Origin of the sequence: Paenibacillus oleatilyticus, assembly GCF_018998565.1 — a bacterium.
Lineage (GTDB): Bacteria > Bacillota > Bacilli > Paenibacillales > NBRC-103111 > Paenibacillus_G > Paenibacillus_G oleatilyticus.
Genome location: NZ_JAHNZO010000032.1, coordinates 53,613 through 72,231 on the forward strand (window position 1 = coordinate 53,613; position 18,619 = coordinate 72,231).

An 18,619-nucleotide genomic window follows, 5' to 3' on the forward strand; every position below is an offset into this window, starting at 1 on the left:
AGGAGCGATACTCATGGCTTTTGAAAATCCACCGCGTGAACGAATTAAAGAACTATTGGCAGGAGCCAGCAACGTAGCGGTCGTAGGGCTGTCCGACAAGCCCGACCGCGTATCTTACATGGTTGCGGAAGCCATGCAGAAGAAAGGCTACCGCATTATTCCGGTCAATCCGACCGTAAGCGGATCGATTCTCGGGGAAGCTTGCTACGCATCGCTCAGCGATATTCCCGAACCGGTCGATATCGTGAACGTATTCCGCCGCAGCGAACAGGTCGTTCCCGTAGCCAAGGAAGCGGTAAAGATCGGGGCCAAGGTGTTCTGGCTGCAGCAGGGGATCTTTAATGAAGAAGCGGCGGATATTGCCCGCGCCGGCGGTCTTGAAGTGATCATGGACCGCTGTATAAAAGTAGAAGACTCGATTTTGCTGCCCGGAGGGAAATAATTTGTTCCGGTCAGACGTTCGTCAATATTTATCGGTTTACTTGGTCATGGATCTTTCGGGCCACGAGGGGAAGTCGGCGCTTGATATCGCCCGGGCGGCATTGGACGGCGGCGTAACGATGATCCAGCTTCGCGAGAAAAAAGCCCCTCTGGCCCGCGTCGTCGAAGAAGGCCGAGCGCTGCGGGAGCTTTGCCGGGAATATGGCGTCCCGTTTCTGGTCAACGACCGGGTCGATTTGGCGCTGGTGCTGGACGCCGACGGCGTGCATGTCGGGCAGGATGATCTGCCGGGATCGGAAGCCCGCAAGCTGCTCGGCCAGGATAAGATCATCGGCATCTCTGCCGGCACGATGGCTGAGGCGGAGTGGGCCATGGCTCAAGGCGCAGATTATTTGGGCGTAGGCGCTGTCTATTCCACCCTTACCAAAGGGGATGCCGGGGCGCCGATAGGCACCGGTTTGATTTCGGAGATCAAGCAGCGCTGGCCGCATATTGGCATGGTCGGGATCGGAGGCATTGACGCTTCCAATGCGGCGCCTGTCATTCAGGCTGGCGCGGACGGAGTAGCCGTCGTATCAGCTATCGTTCGGCAAAGCGATCCTTGCTCGGCGGCCCGGCAGTTAAAGTACGAAGTTTGTCCCGGACAATCCCAAAAAAAATAAACGGCAAGTAATAAAATAAATCCTCCTTGAAGACAATAAGAAAGGCTTCTGGAATGGAACGGAACAACGACCAGTACCGGAAGACTTTCTATAATAAACTTCGAGGAGGATTTTGTCGCATGTACCAACAAGGCTACCAAAGCAGCTATCAAAACCAATTGGGTACGGCCGGTCTTGCAAGCTCCCAATTCACGAAATACCAACCGGTCGGTTATGTACAATCCCAATACAACCAGTCCTTGAATCAATCCGGAATCGGCCAGCAATACGGGGCGGGGCAGCAGTACTCTCAATTCCAAAGCCCGCAAGCATATCACACGGCGAACTACCGTGGTAACCAACAAGGACATGACGCCTACCTTCGTTCCGATTCCACGCAACCGGCGCAAAGCCAATTCGGAATCGGCGCACCTCAATTCGGCGCTTCTTCTTTCGGAGCCGGACAACAGTTTTCGCAATATCAAAGCCCGCAATCGCCGCAATCGTATCACACGGCTAACTACCGCGGGAACCAGCAAGGTCATGACGCTTACCTGCGTTCGGATTCCACGCAGCCGGCCCAAAGCCAATTCGGCATCGGTGCAAGCCAATTTGGTGCCACAAGCTTTGCAAGCCAAAATCAATTCGGGCAGCAATTCGGTGTTTCCGGGCAATCGTATTCCCAATTCCAAAGCCCGCAATCGTACCATCTGGCCCACTACCGCGGCAACCAACAAGATCACGATGCTTATCTCCGTTCCGATTCCAATCAACCGGCGCAAAGCCAATTCGGCATCGGCGCAACGGGTGCAACGGGTATCGGCACAGGCGGTTTCGGCGCAAGCGGCATCGGCTTTAACAGATTCTAATTTTAATCGGCAAGCAGCTTCGAACGGGCGGGCCCGGCAGGCCCGTCTTCTTTGCGTTTTCCCTGAAACTTACGGTTTGACAAAAAACGGTTGGGAGCGTACCATCGTTAGTATGAAAGGGGGAACGGACCGATTTGAATTGGATGGGAAACTTGCAGCAGCTTGGCCGGTCGCTTATGATGCCGACCATTACCCTTCCCGTTGCCGCTATCTTGCTGCGCCTCGGTACCCTGCCTTGGGATCGGATTCATATGCCCCGCGTCGGGGAAATTTTATTGCTCTGCGGCACAACGATCTTTACGTATTTGCCGCTTATTTTTGCGGTCGGCGTCGCTCTGGGGTTGACGGAAAGCGCAGGGATCGCGGGCATGTCGGCGCTTATCGGCCATTACATGTTCAGCGAAGCGACGCAGCGTTACCTCGGCGATTCGTTTCAGCTCGGCGTTCCCGGCGGCATCCTTATCGGGTTGCTGGCCGCCGTCATTTATCATAGGGTAAAGCATATTCAGCTTCCCGAATCGATTCAGTTTTTCGGCGGTCCCCGTATGGTGCCGCTGCTGATGGGGCTTGCCATTTTTTTATTGATCCTGCTGATGATCCAAGTCGGTCCTGTGCTCGAAACCGGGATGGAGAAGCTCACGAATTTTATCTTGGGGCTCGGCGGCTTCGGCACATTTTTATACGGCATTATTCACCGTCTTCTGGTCCCGTCCGGACTGCATCACGTGTTTAACAACTTTTTCTGGTTTCAGCTCGGTGCGTACAACGATGCGCAAGGACAGCCGGTATTCGGCGACTTGCCCCGTTACTTTGCCGGTGACCCGACAGCGGGAATGTATATGGCCGGCCTGTATCCGATCATGATGTTCGCGCTGCCCGCTATTGCCTTGGCGATTATTCAGGAAGCGCGCGAGGATTTAAAGCCCAAAATTCGCACGACTTTCCTGACGGCGGCTTTCGCCTGCTTCTTAACCGGGGTGACCGAGCCGATTGAGTTTGCGTTTTTGTTTGTGGCGCCGTATCTGTTTTTCGTGCATGCGATTCTTTCGGGATTGGCCATGTGGATCGCTTACGTGCTCGACATACACCACGGCTTCTCTTATTCGGCGGGAGCGATCGATTACTTGATCAATCTGCACTTGTCGACCCGCGGCCTGCTGCTGATTCCGATCGGGCTGGCTTACGGCTTCGTCTACTACGTGCTGTTCCGCTGGGCGATCCGCCGCTTCCGCATCCCGACGCCCGGCCGCGAAGAAGGCTCGCAGCTCGAAGAATGGGCCGGGGACATTCCGTATCGTTCGCCGCTCATTTTGCAGGCGCTGGGCGGCAAAGAAAACATCAAGAACATCGAAGCGTGCATTACCCGCCTGCGGCTCACGCTAGTCAATGACCGCCAGATGGATGTGTCGGCGCTTCGGCTGCTCGGTGCGGCCGGCGTTATCCGTTTGGGCGGCGGCAACGTTCAGGTCGTGTTCGGGACGTATTCGGAACTGATCCGTGAAGAGATGATCAAGTCCATGCGCAAAGATATTCAGCAGGTGCTGTTCAGCTCGCCGATGCAAGGGCGAATGATCCCGCTGGAGGAAGTGCCGGACAAAATTTTTGCCGGGAAGCTGGTGGGCAATGGCGTCGCCTTTTTCCCCGATAAAGGAGAGCTGGTGTCGCCTGTAGCCGGTAAAATCATCCACGTTTATCCGACGCTTCACGCCTTGGGGATCGAAACGGAGCAAGGACTTCAAGTGCTCCTCCATATCGGAATCGATACCGCCGGTCTGCAGGGTAAATATTTTACCGCTTACGTGAAAGAAGGAGACCTGGTCGAACCGGGCCAGCTGCTCGTCAGGTTCAACCTGCAGAAGGTGAAGAAAAACTGCAAGTCGCTCGCGACGCCTATGCTCATCACGAACGTCGATATGGTGAGATCATGGAGCTTCGCGCCTTACAAAGCCGTGAAGAAAGGACAGGCGTCGGTCATGTCCGTCATGCTGAAAAATACCGCTACAACAGGAGTTACAGGGGGAGGGAACGCTTATGGTTGAGGGGATCGGAGCTTCGTCGGGGATTGCGATGGGCAAAGCTTTCGTTATTCCAACCTGGGAATGGGACTTTCCCGAAAAGCTGATCGACGTCACGGACTTGGCGTACGAATTCGAAAGGTTATATGACGGAATCCGCCATTCCAAGGACGAAATCGAACTGATTAAACAGGAATTCGTCAGCGTGCTGGGCGAGGAGCAAACGCAAATTTTCGACGCGCATCTGGCCATCTTGGAAGACCCGATTTTCATGAACGAAGTGCAGGGGATCATGCAGCGGCAGTACAAAGCGGCCGAGGTCGCCGTCAAAGAAGCGATCGACAAGTTCGTAGGAATGTTCGATCTGCTTGACGACGGTTATATGAAGGAGCGCGCACTCGATATTAAAGACGTCGGCAACCGGCTGCTTAAGCATCTGCTGGGGGCGCTCGAAGAGACGCTGCCGCCCAAGGATCAGCCCTACATTCTCGTAGCCAAGGAGCTGATTCCGTCCCAAATGGTGCATCTGGACGTGAGTCTGGCGTTAGGGCTGGTCACGATGCTGGGCGGCAAAACGTCGCATGTGGCGATCATGGCCCGCGCGATGGGCGTTCCGTACGTTCTCGGGATCGAGGGCAAGCTGCAAACGCCGATCCAAAACGGCGACTATCTGATCATCGACGGCGACGAGGGCGTCGTCTATGTGAACCCGGCCGACGATGTGATCGAGAAGTACAAGGCGCGGAAGGAAACGTGGAAAGCCGTTCAGGAGCAGCTGCAAAAGCTGGCCCATTTGCCTACCCGGACGGAAGACGGAAGGCAGATGCATTTGGCGGCCAACATCAGCTCGGTGAAGGAGCTGGAGCTGGTCATGAAGAACGGCGCTTCCGGCGTCGGCCTGTTCCGGACGGAATTTTTGTACATGGATCGCAGCAGCTTCCCCGAAGAAGAGGAGCAGTTCGCCGTATACCGCGAGGTGGCCGAGCGGCTGGGCGGCAAGCCGGTTGTCATTCGGACACTGGACGTCGGAGGGGATAAGCATCTCGATTACCTGGCCCTGCCGGAGGAAGAGAATCCGTCGCTTGGCTACCGCGCGATCCGGATCATGCTGGACCGGACGGATTTGTTCAAAACGCAGCTCCGGGCTATTTTGCGGGCGAGTCATTACGGCAACGTGAAGATCATGTACCCGATGATTTCTTCGCTTGACGAGCTGCGCAGAGCCAATGAAGTGCTGGAGGAAGCGAAAAAGGAGCTTGCCGACGAAGGAACCCCGTTCCGCTCGGATATCGCGGTCGGCATTATGATCGAGCTTCCGGCGGCGGTCATGATCTCCGATCTGCTGGCGCAAAAGGTCGACTTTTTCAGCATCGGAACGAACGACTTGGTGCAATACGTGCTGGCCGTCGACCGGATGAACGAGACGGTGGCGCATTTGTATGACCCGTTCCATCCGTCGGTGCTCCGCATGCTGAAGATTACGGCGGATCATGCCCACAAGCACGGGACGCATATCAGCGTGTGCGGCGAGCTGGCAGGGGATGTCCGCGCGTTGCCGATTTGGATCGCGCTTGGCATTACCGATCTGAGCATGTCGGTGCAGTCGATATTGAAGGTGAAAAACAGCCTGCTTCAAAGCAGGCACAGCGAAGGCGAGAAGATTTGGGAGGAGCTGGCCGGCTGTGCCAGCAGCGCCGAAGTGGTGACCGTCCTTACCAAATATTTGGAGACGGATATCGCCGATCAGTCGGGTCACACGAGACCCGCTTGCGGGTTCTCTTAAGCGCTGTTGACTTTTACGATACTAGACATTGTTGGGGGAGAATCGGATGAATCTTGCGGGATATAAAGTACTTGCCTTTGTCGACGAAGAATTTGAAGATCTGGAGATGTGGTACCCGGTGCTGCGGCTGCGGGAATCCGGGCTTGACGTGCATCTGGCCGGCCCTAAGGCAGGCACCGTCTATCACGGAAAATACGGCGTTCCTCTGACGACCGAGTACGCCTTGGACGAAGTGAAGTCCGAAGACTATATCGGGCTTTATGTGCCGGGCGGCTGGGCGCCGGACAAACTGCGCCGCTATGCTTCGGTACTGCGGCTGACCCGTGAATTTCACGAAGCGGAAAAACCGATTGCGCATATTTGTCATGCCGGCTGGGTGCTCGTTTCGGCGAAAATATGTCAGGGCTATACCATGACTTCAACGCCGGGCATCAAGGACGATCTTGAAAATGCGGGCGCGATTTGGGTCGATCAGGAAGCGGTAGTCGACCGGCACATTGTGTCCGGACGCAGACCCCCGGATCTTCCGGCTTTTACCAAAGCGTTCGTGGACCGTTTGGCGCAATATGCCGAGGAGCATAAGGGATGAACATGATCGTCAGGTGGCTGCCTTCCGTCCTGTGGATGGCAGTTATTTTTTATTTGTCCTCGCGAACCGGCGACGATCTTGGGGGATGGCTGGATGAAATCCGCCTGATTATTCCTGCGATGGAAGGGTTCGATTGGGGCCATTTCGTTTCTTACTTTATATTGGCCTGGACTTATTTATGGGCACTTCGTCCCAAACGGCTGACCTTCCTGGCGAAGTTTGCGGTTGTGCTGCTGTGCGTGCTTTATGGGGTGACGGACGAATATCACCAATCGTTCGTGCCCGGGCGCACGCCGGATGTCATGGACATCCGCAATGATGGGATTGGAGCCGCTCTGGCGATGCTTGCGCTGTCGCTGCCTTTTGTCCGGCGCGCTTACGAGCGCCTGTGTGCTAAATATTACTAGCCTCGCGGCGGCAGGAGTTTGTTCGCGAAGGTAGAATATTTGTACATAAGCAGGATGAACGAATGTGCCGTCATTGACGGCGGTCGCGCGTTTGTCGGGACCGTCGGAATCAGCGGATTCCGATCGTTTGAGAAAGGTTTGGCGTTGCTGCCAAAAGGAGTGGTAGTTGTTGCATAAGCCGTGCAAGTGTGGTAAGGCGATGGGCATTCGTCTTCGTACCGTCATTTACCAAAACAAAGTCGAGATCGGGAACGTTCCGATTTTCTCGTGCGACACCTGCAACCGCAGCGAGGTGTTTGCCGAAGTGAAGCCGGAATTGACCGGACTCATCGGCAAGCTCGGCAGCGAGCCGGAGAAGCAATCGCTTCAGTTTGACGATGTATGCGAAATCGCCCATTTGATGGTCAAAGTAACGGAGAAAAAAAGGGCAGCCGACCCCGTAGAGACAATAATCCAAGAAAGAATCAACGAACTGCTTGATCTGCTGCTATTGGCCCAGTCGCTGGACGACGGCGGATGGATTGACGACGTCCGCAAAAGACTGTCGCAAATCGCCAAGCATTCGGTAACGGTACACGATTTTTGAAAGCCGCTGCTCCGCAGTTGGCTTTTTTTGTGTCTTTTTGATACTATATTCATAGGACTATGACCAATTCGTTGCGAAAACAAGCATTTTGTCGTATGATAAGGCTAAATGACATGATCGCATTATACTTTTTAGAACAATGGAGAGAATGGCCGTGACTGTGACAATTTATGATGTAGCCAGAGAAGCAGGCGTTTCCATGGCAACCGTTTCCAGGGTTGTCAATAATAACCCGAACGTGAAGCCGCAGACGCGCAAGAAGGTGTTTGAGGCGATTGAGCGTTTAGGCTACCGTCCGAATGCCGTAGCAAGAGGCTTAGCCAGCAAGAAAACGACAACGGTCGGCGTGGTCATTCCCGATATTTCCAACTCGATCTTTTCCGAGGTTGCGCGCGGCATCGAAGATATCGCGAATATGTATCACTACAATATTATTTTATCCAATGCGGACAAGAAGAAGGAAAAAGAAATCCGCGTGATCAACACCTTGCTGGAGAAGCAAGTGGACGGACTGCTCTTCATGGGCGGGGCGATTACCGAGGAACACATTCAGGCGTTCAAGACGTCTTCGGTTCCGGTGGTGCTGTGTGCGACGGCGGATGAACAGCGGACGATTCCTTCGGTCGATATCGACCATGAGAAGGCGGCGTTTGACGCCGTGAACGTGCTGCTGGAGAACGGACACCGCGATATCGCCATGATTTCCGGCACTTTGCAGGACCCGGCCAATGGTTACGCCCGTTACCAAGGGTACAAGAAAGCGCTCGAAGCCGCGAACATTCCGCTGCGCGAAGAACTGGTTCGCATCGGGAACTACCGCTATGAATCGGGTCTGGAAGTAACGAAGTACTTCCTGGAGCTGGAAAACCGTCCTACGGCGATCTTTGCCGCAACGGACGAGATGGCGATTGGAGCGATTCACACGCTGCAGGATAACGGCTTGAAGGTTCCGGAAGACATGTCCGTCATCAGCGTGGACAACATTCGGATGGCTTCTATGGTTCGTCCGCTGCTGACAACGGTTGCTCAACCGATGTATGATATCGGTGCCGTGGCGATGCGCTTGTTGACCAAGCTGATGAACAAAGAAACGAAGGATGCTTCGGAGCTGTCGCAGGTTATTTTGCCGCATGAAGTGATTTATAGAAATTCGGTGGCTCATCGCTAATATGAGCCACTTTCTTTTGTAAAAAGGGGGATTCGGGGTTGACGTACGGTAAATTAGGCGTCATCGGCGCGATGAAGGAAGAAATCGAACTGTTCCACGAGCATATGGAGCAGGTGCGGGAATCGATTAAGGCGGGAATCACGTTCTACGAAGGCGTTTTCCACGGGAAAAGCATCGTTCTGTGCAAATCGGGCGTAGGCAAAGTGAACGCTGCGGTAACGACACAGATTTTGATCGATACCTACGGCGTGGAAGCCGTAATCTTCACCGGAGTGGCAGGGGCGGTCGACCCGTCGCTGAACGTCGGCGATATCGTGGTGTCGACGGAGTGCCTTCAGCACGATATGGACGTAACGGCCCTTGGATTTCCGCGGGGGACGATTCCTTACGAGGCGACGTCGGTTTTTGCCGCCGATGAGGGATTGCGCAGTGCTGCAGCCGGAGCGAGCCGGGAACTGTTCGGTGCGGTCAAGGAAGGACGAGTGCTGTCGGGCGACCAGTTTATCGCCAGCCGGGAGACGGTCCAATTGCTGCATAAGGAGCTTCAAGGCGCATGCGTCGAGATGGAGGGTGCGGCGGTCGCACAGGCTTGCTCGATGAACGGCATCCCGTTCGTCATCATCCGTTCCATGTCCGACAAGGCGGACGGATCGGCGCACGTCAATTTTGCGGAATTCACCGTCCAGGCATCCGAGAACTCATACCGCATCGTGGATCAGATTATCAAACGCCTGTCATAGGGTTGACGGACACCGGAAGCGGTCGAAACCAGAGAAGTAGAAGGAGAGAATATAACGATGTCATCCGTAACGATGGAACAATTGGTCGCTTTGGCCAAGCACAGAGGCTTTATTTTCCCGGGCTCCGAAATTTACGGCGGTCTTGCCAATACGTGGGACTACGGTCCGCTCGGCGTTGAGCTGAAAAATAACATTAAGCGCGCCTGGTGGAAAAAGTTCATTCAAGAATCCCCGTACAATGTCGGTCTGGACGCGGCTATTCTGATGAACCCTCAAGCTTGGGTTGCATCCGGCCATGTAGGCAACTTCAACGACCCGATGATCGACTGCAAGCAGTGTAAAGTGCGTCACCGCGCGGACAAATTGATTGAGAACGCCTTGGCGGAAAAAGGCATCGAAATGATCGTCGACGGCCTGTCGTTTGCCGAGATGGAGAAGCTGATCGCCGAGCATAAGATCGTTTGCCCGGACTGCGGAAAGTTGGATTACACCGAAATTCGTCAGTTTAACCTGATGTTCAAAACGTTCCAAGGCGTAACCGAATCGAGCGCGAATGTCGTTTATATGCGTCCGGAGACGGCGCAGGGCATTTTCGTCAACTTCAAGAACGTTCAGCGCACCATGCGCAAAAAGCTGCCGTTCGGCATCGGTCAGATCGGCAAAAGCTTCCGGAACGAAATTACGCCGGGGAACTTTACTTTCCGTACTCGCGAGTTCGAGCAAATGGAGCTTGAATTTTTCTGCAAGCCGGGCGAAGACCTGCAATGGTTCGAATACTGGCGTTCGTATTGCCGCGACTGGCTCTTGAACCTCGGCATCACGGAAGCGAACATCCGTCTGCGTGACCACTCGGACGACGAGTTGTCCCATTATTCCAATGCGACGACGGACATCGAATACAAATTCCCGTTCGGCTGGGGCGAGCTGTGGGGCATCGCCGACCGCACGGATTACGATTTAAAGCAGCACATGACGCATTCCGGCGAAGATTTCAATTATATCGAGCAAGAAACGAACGAGCGGTATATTCCGTACTGCATCGAGCCGTCGCTGGGTGCGGACCGGGTAACGCTGGCGTTCCTGATCGACGCGTTCGAGGAGCAGAAGCTGGAAGGCGACGACAGCCGGACGGTATTGCATCTGCATCCGGCGCTGGCGCCTTATAAAGCGGCGATTTTCCCGCTCTCGAAGAAGCTTTCCGACGGAGCTAACCAAGTATTTGCCGATTTGGCGAAGCACTTCTTGGTCGACTATGACGAGGCCGGTTCGATCGGCAAGCGGTACCGCCGTCATGACGAAATCGGTACGCCGTTCTGCATTACGTACGACTTCGAATCGGAGCAGGACGGTCAGGTGACCGTTCGCGACCGCGATACGATGGAGCAGACGCGGATGCCGATCAGCGAGCTCAAAGCGTTTATCGAGTCGAAAGTGCAGTTCTAATCTCCCAAACAAGAAACAGCCCGCGCCAAAATATATGGCCGCGGGCTGTTTTCATCTTTATGGAGCGAATCAAGGTACTTGTACGGCGGACATGCCGTAAAAACGGCGTTACAAGTCAAAGGATTAGGCCAAATAAAGCGAGGCAATTTCTTTGGTATGTCGGTTTTTCTCGGTAATTTCCCGTCGCCTCGGAATCGGGTCCCAGGTGTGCACTGCATCCAGCCACGTCGTTGGAAGCGCTTCACCGCAATACGGCTGCCATTTCGTTACCCAGTCGGCCGGCAGGGCCATCTCCGGGTTCTGCTCCAGCTGCTGGAGCAGGGGATGCTCGTTCATTTCCAGCCAGAGAAGACTCCAGGCCCTCGGGACGACGCGCCAAATATCGTAGCCTCCGCCGCCGAGCGCGACCCACCGGCCTTGGCAGTGCTCATGTGCGAGTCGGTGGATGATGCGCGGCATCGCCCGATAAATTTCCATGCTGCAGTGAATATGAGCCAGCGGATCGTAGGCATGGGCATCGCAGCCGTGCTGGGAAACGATAAGATCCGGTTTAAACTGCGCGGCCGTCTTGACAAGCACCTCCTCGAAGCATTCCAGCCACGATTCGTCCTCGGTAAAGGGCTCCATCGGCACGTTGATCGTCGTTCCGAAGCCCGTCCCGTCGCCGCGCTCGTTCACCGCTCCCGTCCCGGGAAACAAATATTTGCCCGTTTCATGAATCGAGAACGTACAGGTGTCCGGATCGGTGTAGAAGCTCCATTGGACGCCGTCGCCGTGATGCACGTCGGTATCGATGTACAGGACGCGCACGCCATACTTGCTCTTGGCATGCGCGATGGCTACGGCCGCATCGTTGTAGACGCAAAATCCCGCTCCTTTATTCGGCATGGCGTGGTGCAGCCCGCCTCCCAAATGCAGTGCGTGCCCGGCTTCTCCGCCGAGCACGGCATCGATCGCCCGAATCGAGCCTCCGACCAAAATGGACGTGGCCTGATGCATTCCCGGGAAGAAGGGGGTATCTTCCGTATCCAGCCCGTATTTTCCTGCCTGATGCAGCCACTCTTCCGCCGGCTGGTCGGCGCTTAATGCCTTGACGGCATTGACATATTCCTGCGAATGCACCGAGCAAAGCTGCGTTTCGTCGGCCGCCATCGGCCGGATTAAGCTGTCGCCGGACAACGCTTGCGCCTTGCGCAGCAGGTCGACTGTCAGCACCAGTCTTTGCTGATTAAACGGGTGACTGTCGTTGAACTTGTAGGCGACTTCATTCTCGTCGTAAACAAACAAAGCTTTTGCACTCATGCTATTCGCGCTCCCATCAGTACATAAACCGCTGTCGGAATCGAACCCGGTCGAATTGCTCCACGGAAGACAGCGGCACGTTTTTGCCGATGCGCACCATCAGGCAGTTGGCCGGATGAGAGCAGATTTCCGGATCGTCGGTAGCGTACCAGACCATATCGACGCTTTTCATCAGCTTCTCCATCATATCCCGGTACTGCCAAACGGTAAGTCCGCTTTTTTCCAAGTCCCAATGCCAGTAATATTCGGTCGTAAACGTGATGACATTCTCAAGCTGTCCATCCTCGAAGGCCAGTCGGATTAGCTTCTTGCCAAGCCCAAGCCCCCGATAGTCGTCCGCCACCTCGATCGCGCCAAGCTCGACCAAGTCTTCCATATTTCCTTCCGACCAGCGTTCCATCTCGTCGGGGTAATGGAATGTGACGTAGCCGACAATCTGCGTCGAAACCCTCGCCAGAACGATTCGCCCCTCCGGCAGCCCGGCAATTTCGACAAGCGCCTCGAACTGCTCTTTGGGCCTTCGGAACGCATCCAGATCCGGATGCATCGAATAATCGCGGAGCCGCTCGGGAGGCACGGGGCCCTCCAGAATGATTTCGCCGTTCTGATACGGAATAACCTGGGAATGATACAATTTAACATGCTCCATCTGCGGCGATTCACTCCCTTCCAGAACTTCACTTTAAGAATAACAAAAAAATAGTCGGATAAAAAGTGTTGTGGTATAATATGTTTTAGTGCGTATGAAAGCGTTTCATCAAAGTGAAAAAAAAGAGAGCTTTGGGGAGGAAATGGTCATGGATCATACGAATGTCGAAATCATTGCACCCGTAGCAACATCGCCCAACATGAAAAACTACGAGGAAGAACGTGCCCAGTTTCAATGGGCGGATATCGAGAAAGCATTCACATGGTCCCAAACCGGTAAGGTGAACGTCGCTTATGAAGCGATTGACCGCCACGCCGATTCGCAGCGCGGGGACAAGATCGCTCTTTACTACAGCGATGACCGCCGAGACGAAAAGTACACGTTCAAGGAAATGAAAGCCCAGTCCAATCGGTTCGGCAACATTCTGCGCAAGCTTGGCGTAGGGAAGGGAGACCGTGTCTTCATCTTCATGCCGCGCTCGCCGGAGCTTTACTTTGCCTTGTTCGGCACGATCAAAGTCGGAGCCGTGGTCGGTCCGCTGTTCGAAGCGTTCATGGAGACGGCCGTCAAGGATCGTCTGGAGGACAGTGAGGCCGTGGCGATCATTACGACGCCTTCGCAGCTTTCGCGTGTGCCTGTTCAAGACCTCCCGCATTTGAAGCATGTGATCTTGGTCGGAGAAGATCTGTCTTTATCCGAAGGCCAAGTCGATTATTATAAAGAAATGGCCACCGCTTCCGAAGAGCTCGAGATCGAGTGGGTGGACCGCGAAGACGGGTTGATCATTCACTATACATCCGGCTCCACCGGCAAGCCGAAAGGCGTATTCCACGTCCATAACGCCATGCTGCAGCATTATTATACCGGTCGTGTCGTGCTGGATCTTCAGGAGCAGGACATTTATTGGTGTACGGCGGACCCGGGTTGGGTCACCGGCACGTCCTACGGTATTTTTGCGCCGTGGCTCAACGGTGCGACCAACGTCATCCGCGGAGGTCGTTTCTCTCCGCAGAACTGGTACGGCACGATCGAAAAATACAAGGTCACGGTATGGTACAGCGCACCGACGGCATTCCGCATGCTGATGGGTGCCGGCGACGATACGGTGAAGCAGTTTGATCTGAGTTCCCTTCGTCATGTGCTCAGCGTAGGCGAACCGCTGAACCCGGAAGTCGTCCGCTGGGGGCTGAAGGTGTACGATCAACGCATTCACGATACGTGGTGGATGACGGAGACAGGCGGACATCTCATCTGTAACTATCCGAGCATGGCGATCCGTCCGGGCTCGATGGGCAAGCCGATTCCAGGCGTCGAAGCGGCGATCATCGACGATGCAGGCAACGTGCTGCCGCCGTTCCGCATGGGCAATCTGGCGATCAAGACGCCTTGGCCGTCGATGATGCGCAAAATTTGGAACAATCCGGCGAAATATGAAGAGTATTTCCGGATTCCGGGCTGGTACATTTCCGGCGATTCCGCCTATATGGACGAGGACGGCTACTTCTGGTTCCAGGGCCGCGTCGACGACGTCATCAATACGGCTGGGGAGCGCGTAGGTCCGTTCGAGGTGGAGAGCAAGCTGGTAGAGCATCCGGCAGTTGCGGAAGCGGGGGTTATCGGGAAACCGGACCCGATGCGCGGCGAGATCATCAAAGCGTTCATTGCCCTGCGCGAAGGCTATGCGCCATCCGAAGAGCTTAAAACGGATATTTCCAAGTTTGTCAAAGAGGGCTTATCCGCCCACGCGGCGCCGCGTGAGATCGAATTCAAAGACAAGCTGCCGAAAACCCGCAGCGGCAAAATTATGCGCCGCGTGCTGAAAGCATGGGAGCTTAATTTGCCGACAGGCGATTTGTCGACCATCGAAGACTAGGAAGCTTGTCAGGTATTCGCTTTATATCGTTCATTAATCAAGGGAGGATTTCCGCTGCTTCAAGTAGCGGAGGTTCTCTCTTTTTTTTATCAAAAAAAAGGGATACAAGCCGCACAAGCGGTCCGTATCCCTCGGAGTGTTGAGAAATCTTAGATGTAGAAAATCTCAGACAAATAGAGGTGGGGTATATCCCGTAAGAGTTTACGACCGCCTTTGAAACCCGTGAAAATACCGCTAATTCTAATCAAGTTCACGGGTTTCAAGAGCGGCTGGAGGGACATACCCCACCGGCTTATGCAGAGAGTTTTCTACGCGAAGCGGGTTTTTCAACAAGCTCAGGATACAAACCGCGCAAGCGGTCCGTATCCCTTTTTTCACAGCTGCTATTTCTTGAACTTCACTGCCGCCGAAAGCTTGGATTCGCCGAATTCATTTGTGGCGGAAACTTTGTAATAGCCGTCGTAGGAGACGGCATAGTATTTGAATTGCGTTGCATTGGTTACCGTACCGATTTTCTCGAACTTGCCGTTTTCTTTTTCGCTATAGTATACCGTGTATTCCTTAACCTTTTCTTTGCCGGCATTATCCTTCCAATTCAGTTCGACGCCTCCGCCAGTGGACTTGGCCGATAAGCCGGTGGGCGCAGCCGGAGGAGTCTTGACGGGCGTCGGATCTTCCTTGCCGGTAGATCCGCTGCCGGCGTTATGCTCCTTATTCGGTTCCGAGCCGGTGCCCGTTTCCGAACTGCCTGTACCTTCGTTATTTTTTCCATCGCCGGGTTTGCCGTCCGGAGGAGTGGTCTTCTGACCTCCATCCGGGGGGAGCGACGATAGATCGACGGACGTTCCGTCCGTGTAAGCCGCTTTGCTTGGCACGGATTCGTTACCGGCCACATCGACAGCGGTCACGTAATAACCGTACAGGTTTCCTCCGTTGACGGAATCCGTAAACTTCGCCTCGTCACCGGCGATCACGACTTTGCTTACCCGTTGGTACGGCCCGTGATTGACGGAACGGTACAAACGGTAGCCGACGGTATCGGCGCTTGAGCTTGCTTGGAAAGTGATGACGCTGGTGTCGCCTGCATGGGTTGCGACGACCGTCGTAGGCGCTGCTGGCGGATTTCCGTCGTCCGTTCGCGGATCGGTCTCGGCAGGCGCATCGTCCTGATAATCTTTCGGACGATAAAAATCCAGGCTGCGGCGGCGGTCCGCTTTGACTCTTTCCATGGCGTTCGCCAGTTCTTTAAACAAAGGTCCGAGCGGTTTTTCCCGCTTGATCACGCTCTTCTGCTGAACAAATTCGCTTGGCGTTCCGTCTTGTGCGATATAATTGATTCCGTTATACGTAATAATCGGCAAGCTTACCATGACGTTGTCTTCTTCGGTCGGAACGAATTTTTTATTGAATACGTCCGTGACGAGCTTGCCCGCCTTCGAAGTCGCCTCACTCGGCAGTTTCCCGGAAAGGCTGGACACGGTCACCTCGACGATACTGTCCGGCCGCTTGAACTCTTTTGTCGGAAACAGCTCCGGTTTTTTGTTAATCGCGTCATCTAGAACAAGTGCAAAAATATTTTTGGCCCGGTTCGTTCCGCCGGTTTTCTTGCTCAGCTTATGAATCGGCTGGTCATATCCGACCCAGACGCCAAGCGTAATGTCCGGCGTATAGCCCATAAACCAAGCATCGGCATCGTCCTGGGTCGAGCCGGTTTTGCCGACGATCGGCATTTTGCCGTAGTGCTTGAAATTTTTCATCAGATCGGTTGCCGTACCGGACGTTATGACGGTGCGCATCATATCGGTCATCAGATAAGCCGTTTGCTCGGAAAAAGCGGTTGTCGGCGTCAGCTGATGCTCGTAGACGACTTTTCCGTTGGAATCAGTAATTTTTCGGATCATGAACGCTTCGTTGAACTCGCCCTTGTTGCCGATCGTCGCATAGGCATTGGTTAGCTCCTTGACCGTTACTCCGTATTTCAAACCGCCGATAACGCCCGTCTGGGCTTGATAATCGTCCTTGGTAATGGAGACGATCCCCATCTTTTTGGCAAATTCCCAGGCTTCTTTAATGCCGACGACATCGACGAACAATTTGATCGCCGGAATGTTGTACGACTGGTTTAACGCCCGTCTGGCCGTGACGAGTCCGTGGTAGCCGTCGTCCCAGTTTTCCGGGATGTGAAAGCCTCTGCTGCCGTCCTTGAGAATGATCGGGACATCGTCGATGACCGAGGCCGGTTGAATGACGCCCTTCTCCATGGCCGGCAAATAAGCGGCAATCGGCTTCATGGTCGATCCGGGCTGCCGGAGCGCTTGCGTTGCGTGATTCAGCTGCTCCTTGAAAAAGTCGCGGCCTTCCATCATGCCGAGAATCGCCCCGGTTTTGCTGTCCATCATGACAGCGCCGATTTGCTCGGTTCCTTTGACTTTATCGTCAGGAGTAAAGTTATTGCCATCCTTCGCGATGTCGCGCATCGATTCATAGATGTCTTTGTCGATCGTCGTATACACGTGATAGCCGCCTCGGGACAATTGGGCTTGTACGCTTTTCAGCGCCTCGCTGTACGTCTCCGGGTTGGCCTGCGGGTCCAGCTTCGGCTGTTGGACCGACAGCAGCGCCTTGGCCGCTTCTTTCTCTACCTCGATCATGAGGAAAGGGTAGGTGGAGTATGCTTTCTTGACCCGCTCGGCAAGCGAGCCCTTCAAGTCGAATTGCAGTGCCTCCTGGTACTGCTGCTCGTTGATTTTTCCTTCCTCCAGCATCCGCTTCAGCACGAGCTGCTGACGCTGAACCGCACGCTTGAAAGCGGCGCCGTCGACCTCGCCCTTGCTGGTGAAGGCCGAGAAGTTGCTCGGCTGCTGAGGCACCCCGGCCAGGTAAGCGGCTTGCGCGATATTCAGCTTGCTCAGATCGTCAATGTTGAAGATCCCTTTGGCGGCGGCTTTAATGCCGTACAGGTTGTAGCCGGACGAGCCGTTGCCGTAAGGGATTTTGTTTAAGTAGGCCAGCAGAATTTCATCCTTGGACATCAGGCGCTCCATGCGCATGGCGAGCAAAATTTCTTTGGCTTTCCGGCTGTCGGCCTTGTCCAGCGTCAGAAAGACGCGCCTTGCGACCTGCTGCGTAATCGTGCTGCCGCCGGTCTGAACGTCTTCATTCAGCAGCTTTTGAAGCACCGCGCGGACCGTTCCTTTGATGTCCACACCGTGATGCTGATAAAAGTCGTTGTCCTCGATCGCCAGTACGGCGTCCAGCACCGGCTTGGGAATATCCTTCAAGCCCGCCATCCGCCGGTCTTCCTCGGTACGAAGCTGGCCGACTACCGTATCGTCGCGGAAATACACGAATCCGGTCAAGGCGTCGTCCTGCATTTGCGCCATCATCGTTTCCTTGCTCCGAATCGGATCATCTTTAATTAGTGCGCTGACATAACCGAAAGCGGCGCCGGCCCCCAGCAACCCCGCAAACAAACCGGCGATAAAAAGCCACTTGATCGTATGTAGAGTATATTTGCCAGTTCTAAGCAAGATGACTTGATATCTCGGCCTTTTTTTTGTTGTCTCTTTCTCCATGAAAGCGAGTTCCTCCTGATTGGAAAACATTCCTTAAACATTATAGCATAAAAGCGCTCCGCTACACACCGCCGCAAAATCGTTCTCTATGACGATTTGCTGATTTCAGCCTGATTTTGCCGCTTCGAACCCGGGGGTTTGACAATCGTTTTGGCCTTGTGATATAACTAGGGATAATTGTATACCGCTGAAATGCAGTGATGGACTCAGTAGGATAAGGAACTAAGCTTGCAGAGAGCCGGTGGATGGTGCGAACCGGCAGCCGACCTTAGACCGAATTACCGTCCGGAGCAGCGGAAGGGAACCGCGGAACGGCATACCATAGCCGCCCGTTAGTAGCTTCCGATCGGGCAGCAGCCCGTTATCCGATGAAGTGAAAGCTTTGGCAACGGTCTTGGGTGAAGGACTCGCAGTTTCTTCCTACGATACCGTTTCGTTTGCCGGGCTTTAATTAGGGTGGTACCGCGAGCAAAGCCTTCTCGTCCCTTGGGATGAGAGGCTTTTTTTATTTTGCAAATTTAGAGACTAAGCAGGAGGA

General features: G+C 54.4%; 15 protein-coding genes and 1 other annotated feature. Of the genes, 12 read left to right on the forward strand and 3 right to left on the reverse strand.

The window, feature by feature from the left end:
* Positions 1 to 13 precede the first annotated feature (13 nt).
* From KQX66_RS29890 to KQX66_RS29940, 11 genes are all read left to right on the forward strand, one after another.
* Positions 14 to 442 (forward strand): CoA-binding protein, encoded by a 429-nt coding sequence (locus tag KQX66_RS29890; protein WP_216796823.1) that lies wholly within the window; start codon positions 14 to 16, stop codon positions 440 to 442.
* Between the two features lies 1 nt (position 443).
* On the forward strand, positions 444 to 1,103 hold the full coding sequence (gene thiE / locus KQX66_RS29895) for a thiamine phosphate synthase (RefSeq protein WP_216796826.1): 660 nt from the start codon (positions 444 to 446) through the stop codon (positions 1,101 to 1,103).
* A gap of 119 nt (positions 1,104 to 1,222) precedes the next feature.
* A complete protein-coding gene (locus tag KQX66_RS29900; protein WP_216796828.1) occupies positions 1,223 to 1,951 on the forward strand; it encodes a hypothetical protein in 729 nt (242 codons plus the stop codon).
* A 134-nt stretch (positions 1,952 to 2,085) separates the two neighbouring features.
* Positions 2,086 to 3,990 carry a glucose PTS transporter subunit IIA gene (locus KQX66_RS29905; RefSeq protein WP_216796830.1) on the forward strand — a complete coding sequence of 635 codons (1,905 nt, stop codon included), beginning with the start codon at positions 2,086 to 2,088 and terminating at the stop codon, positions 3,988 to 3,990.
* Entirely contained in the window at positions 3,983 to 5,749 is a 1,767-nt protein-coding gene (gene ptsP / locus KQX66_RS29910) for a phosphoenolpyruvate--protein phosphotransferase (protein WP_216796832.1), read from the forward strand. The genes KQX66_RS29905 and ptsP overlap by 8 nt, the downstream gene beginning before the upstream one ends.
* A 46-nt stretch (positions 5,750 to 5,795) precedes the next feature.
* Entirely contained in the window at positions 5,796 to 6,338 is a 543-nt protein-coding gene (locus tag KQX66_RS29915; RefSeq protein ID WP_216796834.1) for a type 1 glutamine amidotransferase domain-containing protein, read from the forward strand.
* Positions 6,335 to 6,745, forward strand: coding sequence for a VanZ family protein (locus KQX66_RS29920; RefSeq protein ID WP_216796837.1), 411 nt, complete (start codon positions 6,335 to 6,337; stop codon positions 6,743 to 6,745). Before KQX66_RS29915 ends, KQX66_RS29920 begins: the two co-directional genes overlap by 4 nt.
* 169 nt (positions 6,746 to 6,914) lie before the next feature.
* A complete protein-coding gene (locus KQX66_RS29925; RefSeq protein ID WP_216796839.1) occupies positions 6,915 to 7,331 on the forward strand; it encodes a hypothetical protein in 417 nt (138 codons plus the stop codon).
* Between the two features lie 154 nt (positions 7,332 to 7,485).
* Positions 7,486 to 8,499 carry a catabolite control protein A gene (gene ccpA / locus KQX66_RS29930; protein WP_216796849.1) on the forward strand — a complete coding sequence of 338 codons (1,014 nt, stop codon included), beginning with the start codon at positions 7,486 to 7,488 and terminating at the stop codon, positions 8,497 to 8,499.
* 38 nt (positions 8,500 to 8,537) lie between these two features.
* Complete coding sequence (locus KQX66_RS29935; protein WP_216796851.1) at positions 8,538 to 9,239, forward strand: 5'-methylthioadenosine/adenosylhomocysteine nucleosidase; 702 nt, start codon at positions 8,538 to 8,540, stop codon at positions 9,237 to 9,239.
* A 57-nt stretch (positions 9,240 to 9,296) separates the two neighbouring features.
* Entirely contained in the window at positions 9,297 to 10,682 is a 1,386-nt protein-coding gene (locus KQX66_RS29940; protein ID WP_216796853.1) for a glycine--tRNA ligase, read from the forward strand.
* A gap of 123 nt (positions 10,683 to 10,805) precedes the next feature.
* On the opposite strand, the gene KQX66_RS29945 is transcribed toward KQX66_RS29940, so the two are convergent.
* Together KQX66_RS29945 and KQX66_RS29950 are read right to left on the reverse strand one after the other, a co-directional pair.
* Positions 10,806 to 11,984 (reverse strand): acetoin utilization protein AcuC, encoded by a 1,179-nt coding sequence (locus KQX66_RS29945; protein WP_216796856.1) that lies wholly within the window; start codon positions 11,982 to 11,984, stop codon positions 10,806 to 10,808.
* A gap of 16 nt (positions 11,985 to 12,000) precedes the next feature.
* Positions 12,001 to 12,633 carry a GNAT family N-acetyltransferase gene (locus KQX66_RS29950; RefSeq protein ID WP_216796858.1) on the reverse strand — a complete coding sequence of 211 codons (633 nt, stop codon included), beginning with the start codon at positions 12,631 to 12,633 and terminating at the stop codon, positions 12,001 to 12,003.
* Between the two features lie 148 nt (positions 12,634 to 12,781).
* Between KQX66_RS29950 and acsA the strand changes: the two genes are divergently transcribed.
* Positions 12,782 to 14,506, forward strand: a complete 1,725-nt coding sequence (acsA, locus tag KQX66_RS29955) for an acetate--CoA ligase (RefSeq protein WP_216796861.1) — start codon at positions 12,782 to 12,784, stop codon at positions 14,504 to 14,506.
* 383 nt (positions 14,507 to 14,889) lie between these two features.
* Here acsA and KQX66_RS29960 read toward each other — a convergent pair whose 3' ends face one another.
* Entirely contained in the window at positions 14,890 to 18,081 is a 3,192-nt protein-coding gene (locus KQX66_RS29960; RefSeq protein ID WP_216796863.1) for a transglycosylase domain-containing protein, read from the reverse strand.
* A gap of 188 nt (positions 18,082 to 18,269) precedes the next feature.
* Positions 18,270 to 18,571 (forward strand) — a binding site (T-box leader).
* Positions 18,572 to 18,619: the final 48 nt, after the last annotated feature.

Excerpts from the sequence above, each read along its gene's own strand:
- KQX66_RS29890 (WP_216796823.1), top strand. The coding sequence starts at position 14 with ATGGCTTTTGAAAATCCACCGCGTGAACGAATTAAAGAACTATTGGCA.
- KQX66_RS29900 (WP_216796828.1), top strand. The coding sequence starts at position 1,223 with ATGTACCAACAAGGCTACCAAAGCAGCTATCAAAACCAATTGGGTACG.
- ptsP (WP_216796832.1), top strand. The coding sequence starts at position 3,983 with ATGGTTGAGGGGATCGGAGCTTCGTCGGGGATTGCGATGGGCAAAGCT.
- KQX66_RS29915 (WP_216796834.1), top strand. The coding sequence starts at position 5,796 with ATGAATCTTGCGGGATATAAAGTACTTGCCTTTGTCGACGAAGAATTT.
- KQX66_RS29920 (WP_216796837.1), top strand. The coding sequence starts at position 6,335 with ATGAACATGATCGTCAGGTGGCTGCCTTCCGTCCTGTGGATGGCAGTT.
- KQX66_RS29940 (WP_216796853.1), top strand. The coding sequence starts at position 9,297 with ATGTCATCCGTAACGATGGAACAATTGGTCGCTTTGGCCAAGCACAGA.
- KQX66_RS29945 (WP_216796856.1), bottom strand. The coding sequence starts at position 11,984 with ATGAGTGCAAAAGCTTTGTTTGTTTACGACGAGAATGAAGTCGCCTAC.
- KQX66_RS29950 (WP_216796858.1), bottom strand. The coding sequence starts at position 12,633 with ATGGAGCATGTTAAATTGTATCATTCCCAGGTTATTCCGTATCAGAAC.
- acsA (WP_216796861.1), top strand. The coding sequence starts at position 12,782 with ATGGATCATACGAATGTCGAAATCATTGCACCCGTAGCAACATCGCCC.
- KQX66_RS29960 (WP_216796863.1), bottom strand. The coding sequence starts at position 18,081 with ATGGAGAAAGAGACAACAAAAAAAAGGCCGAGATATCAAGTCATCTTG.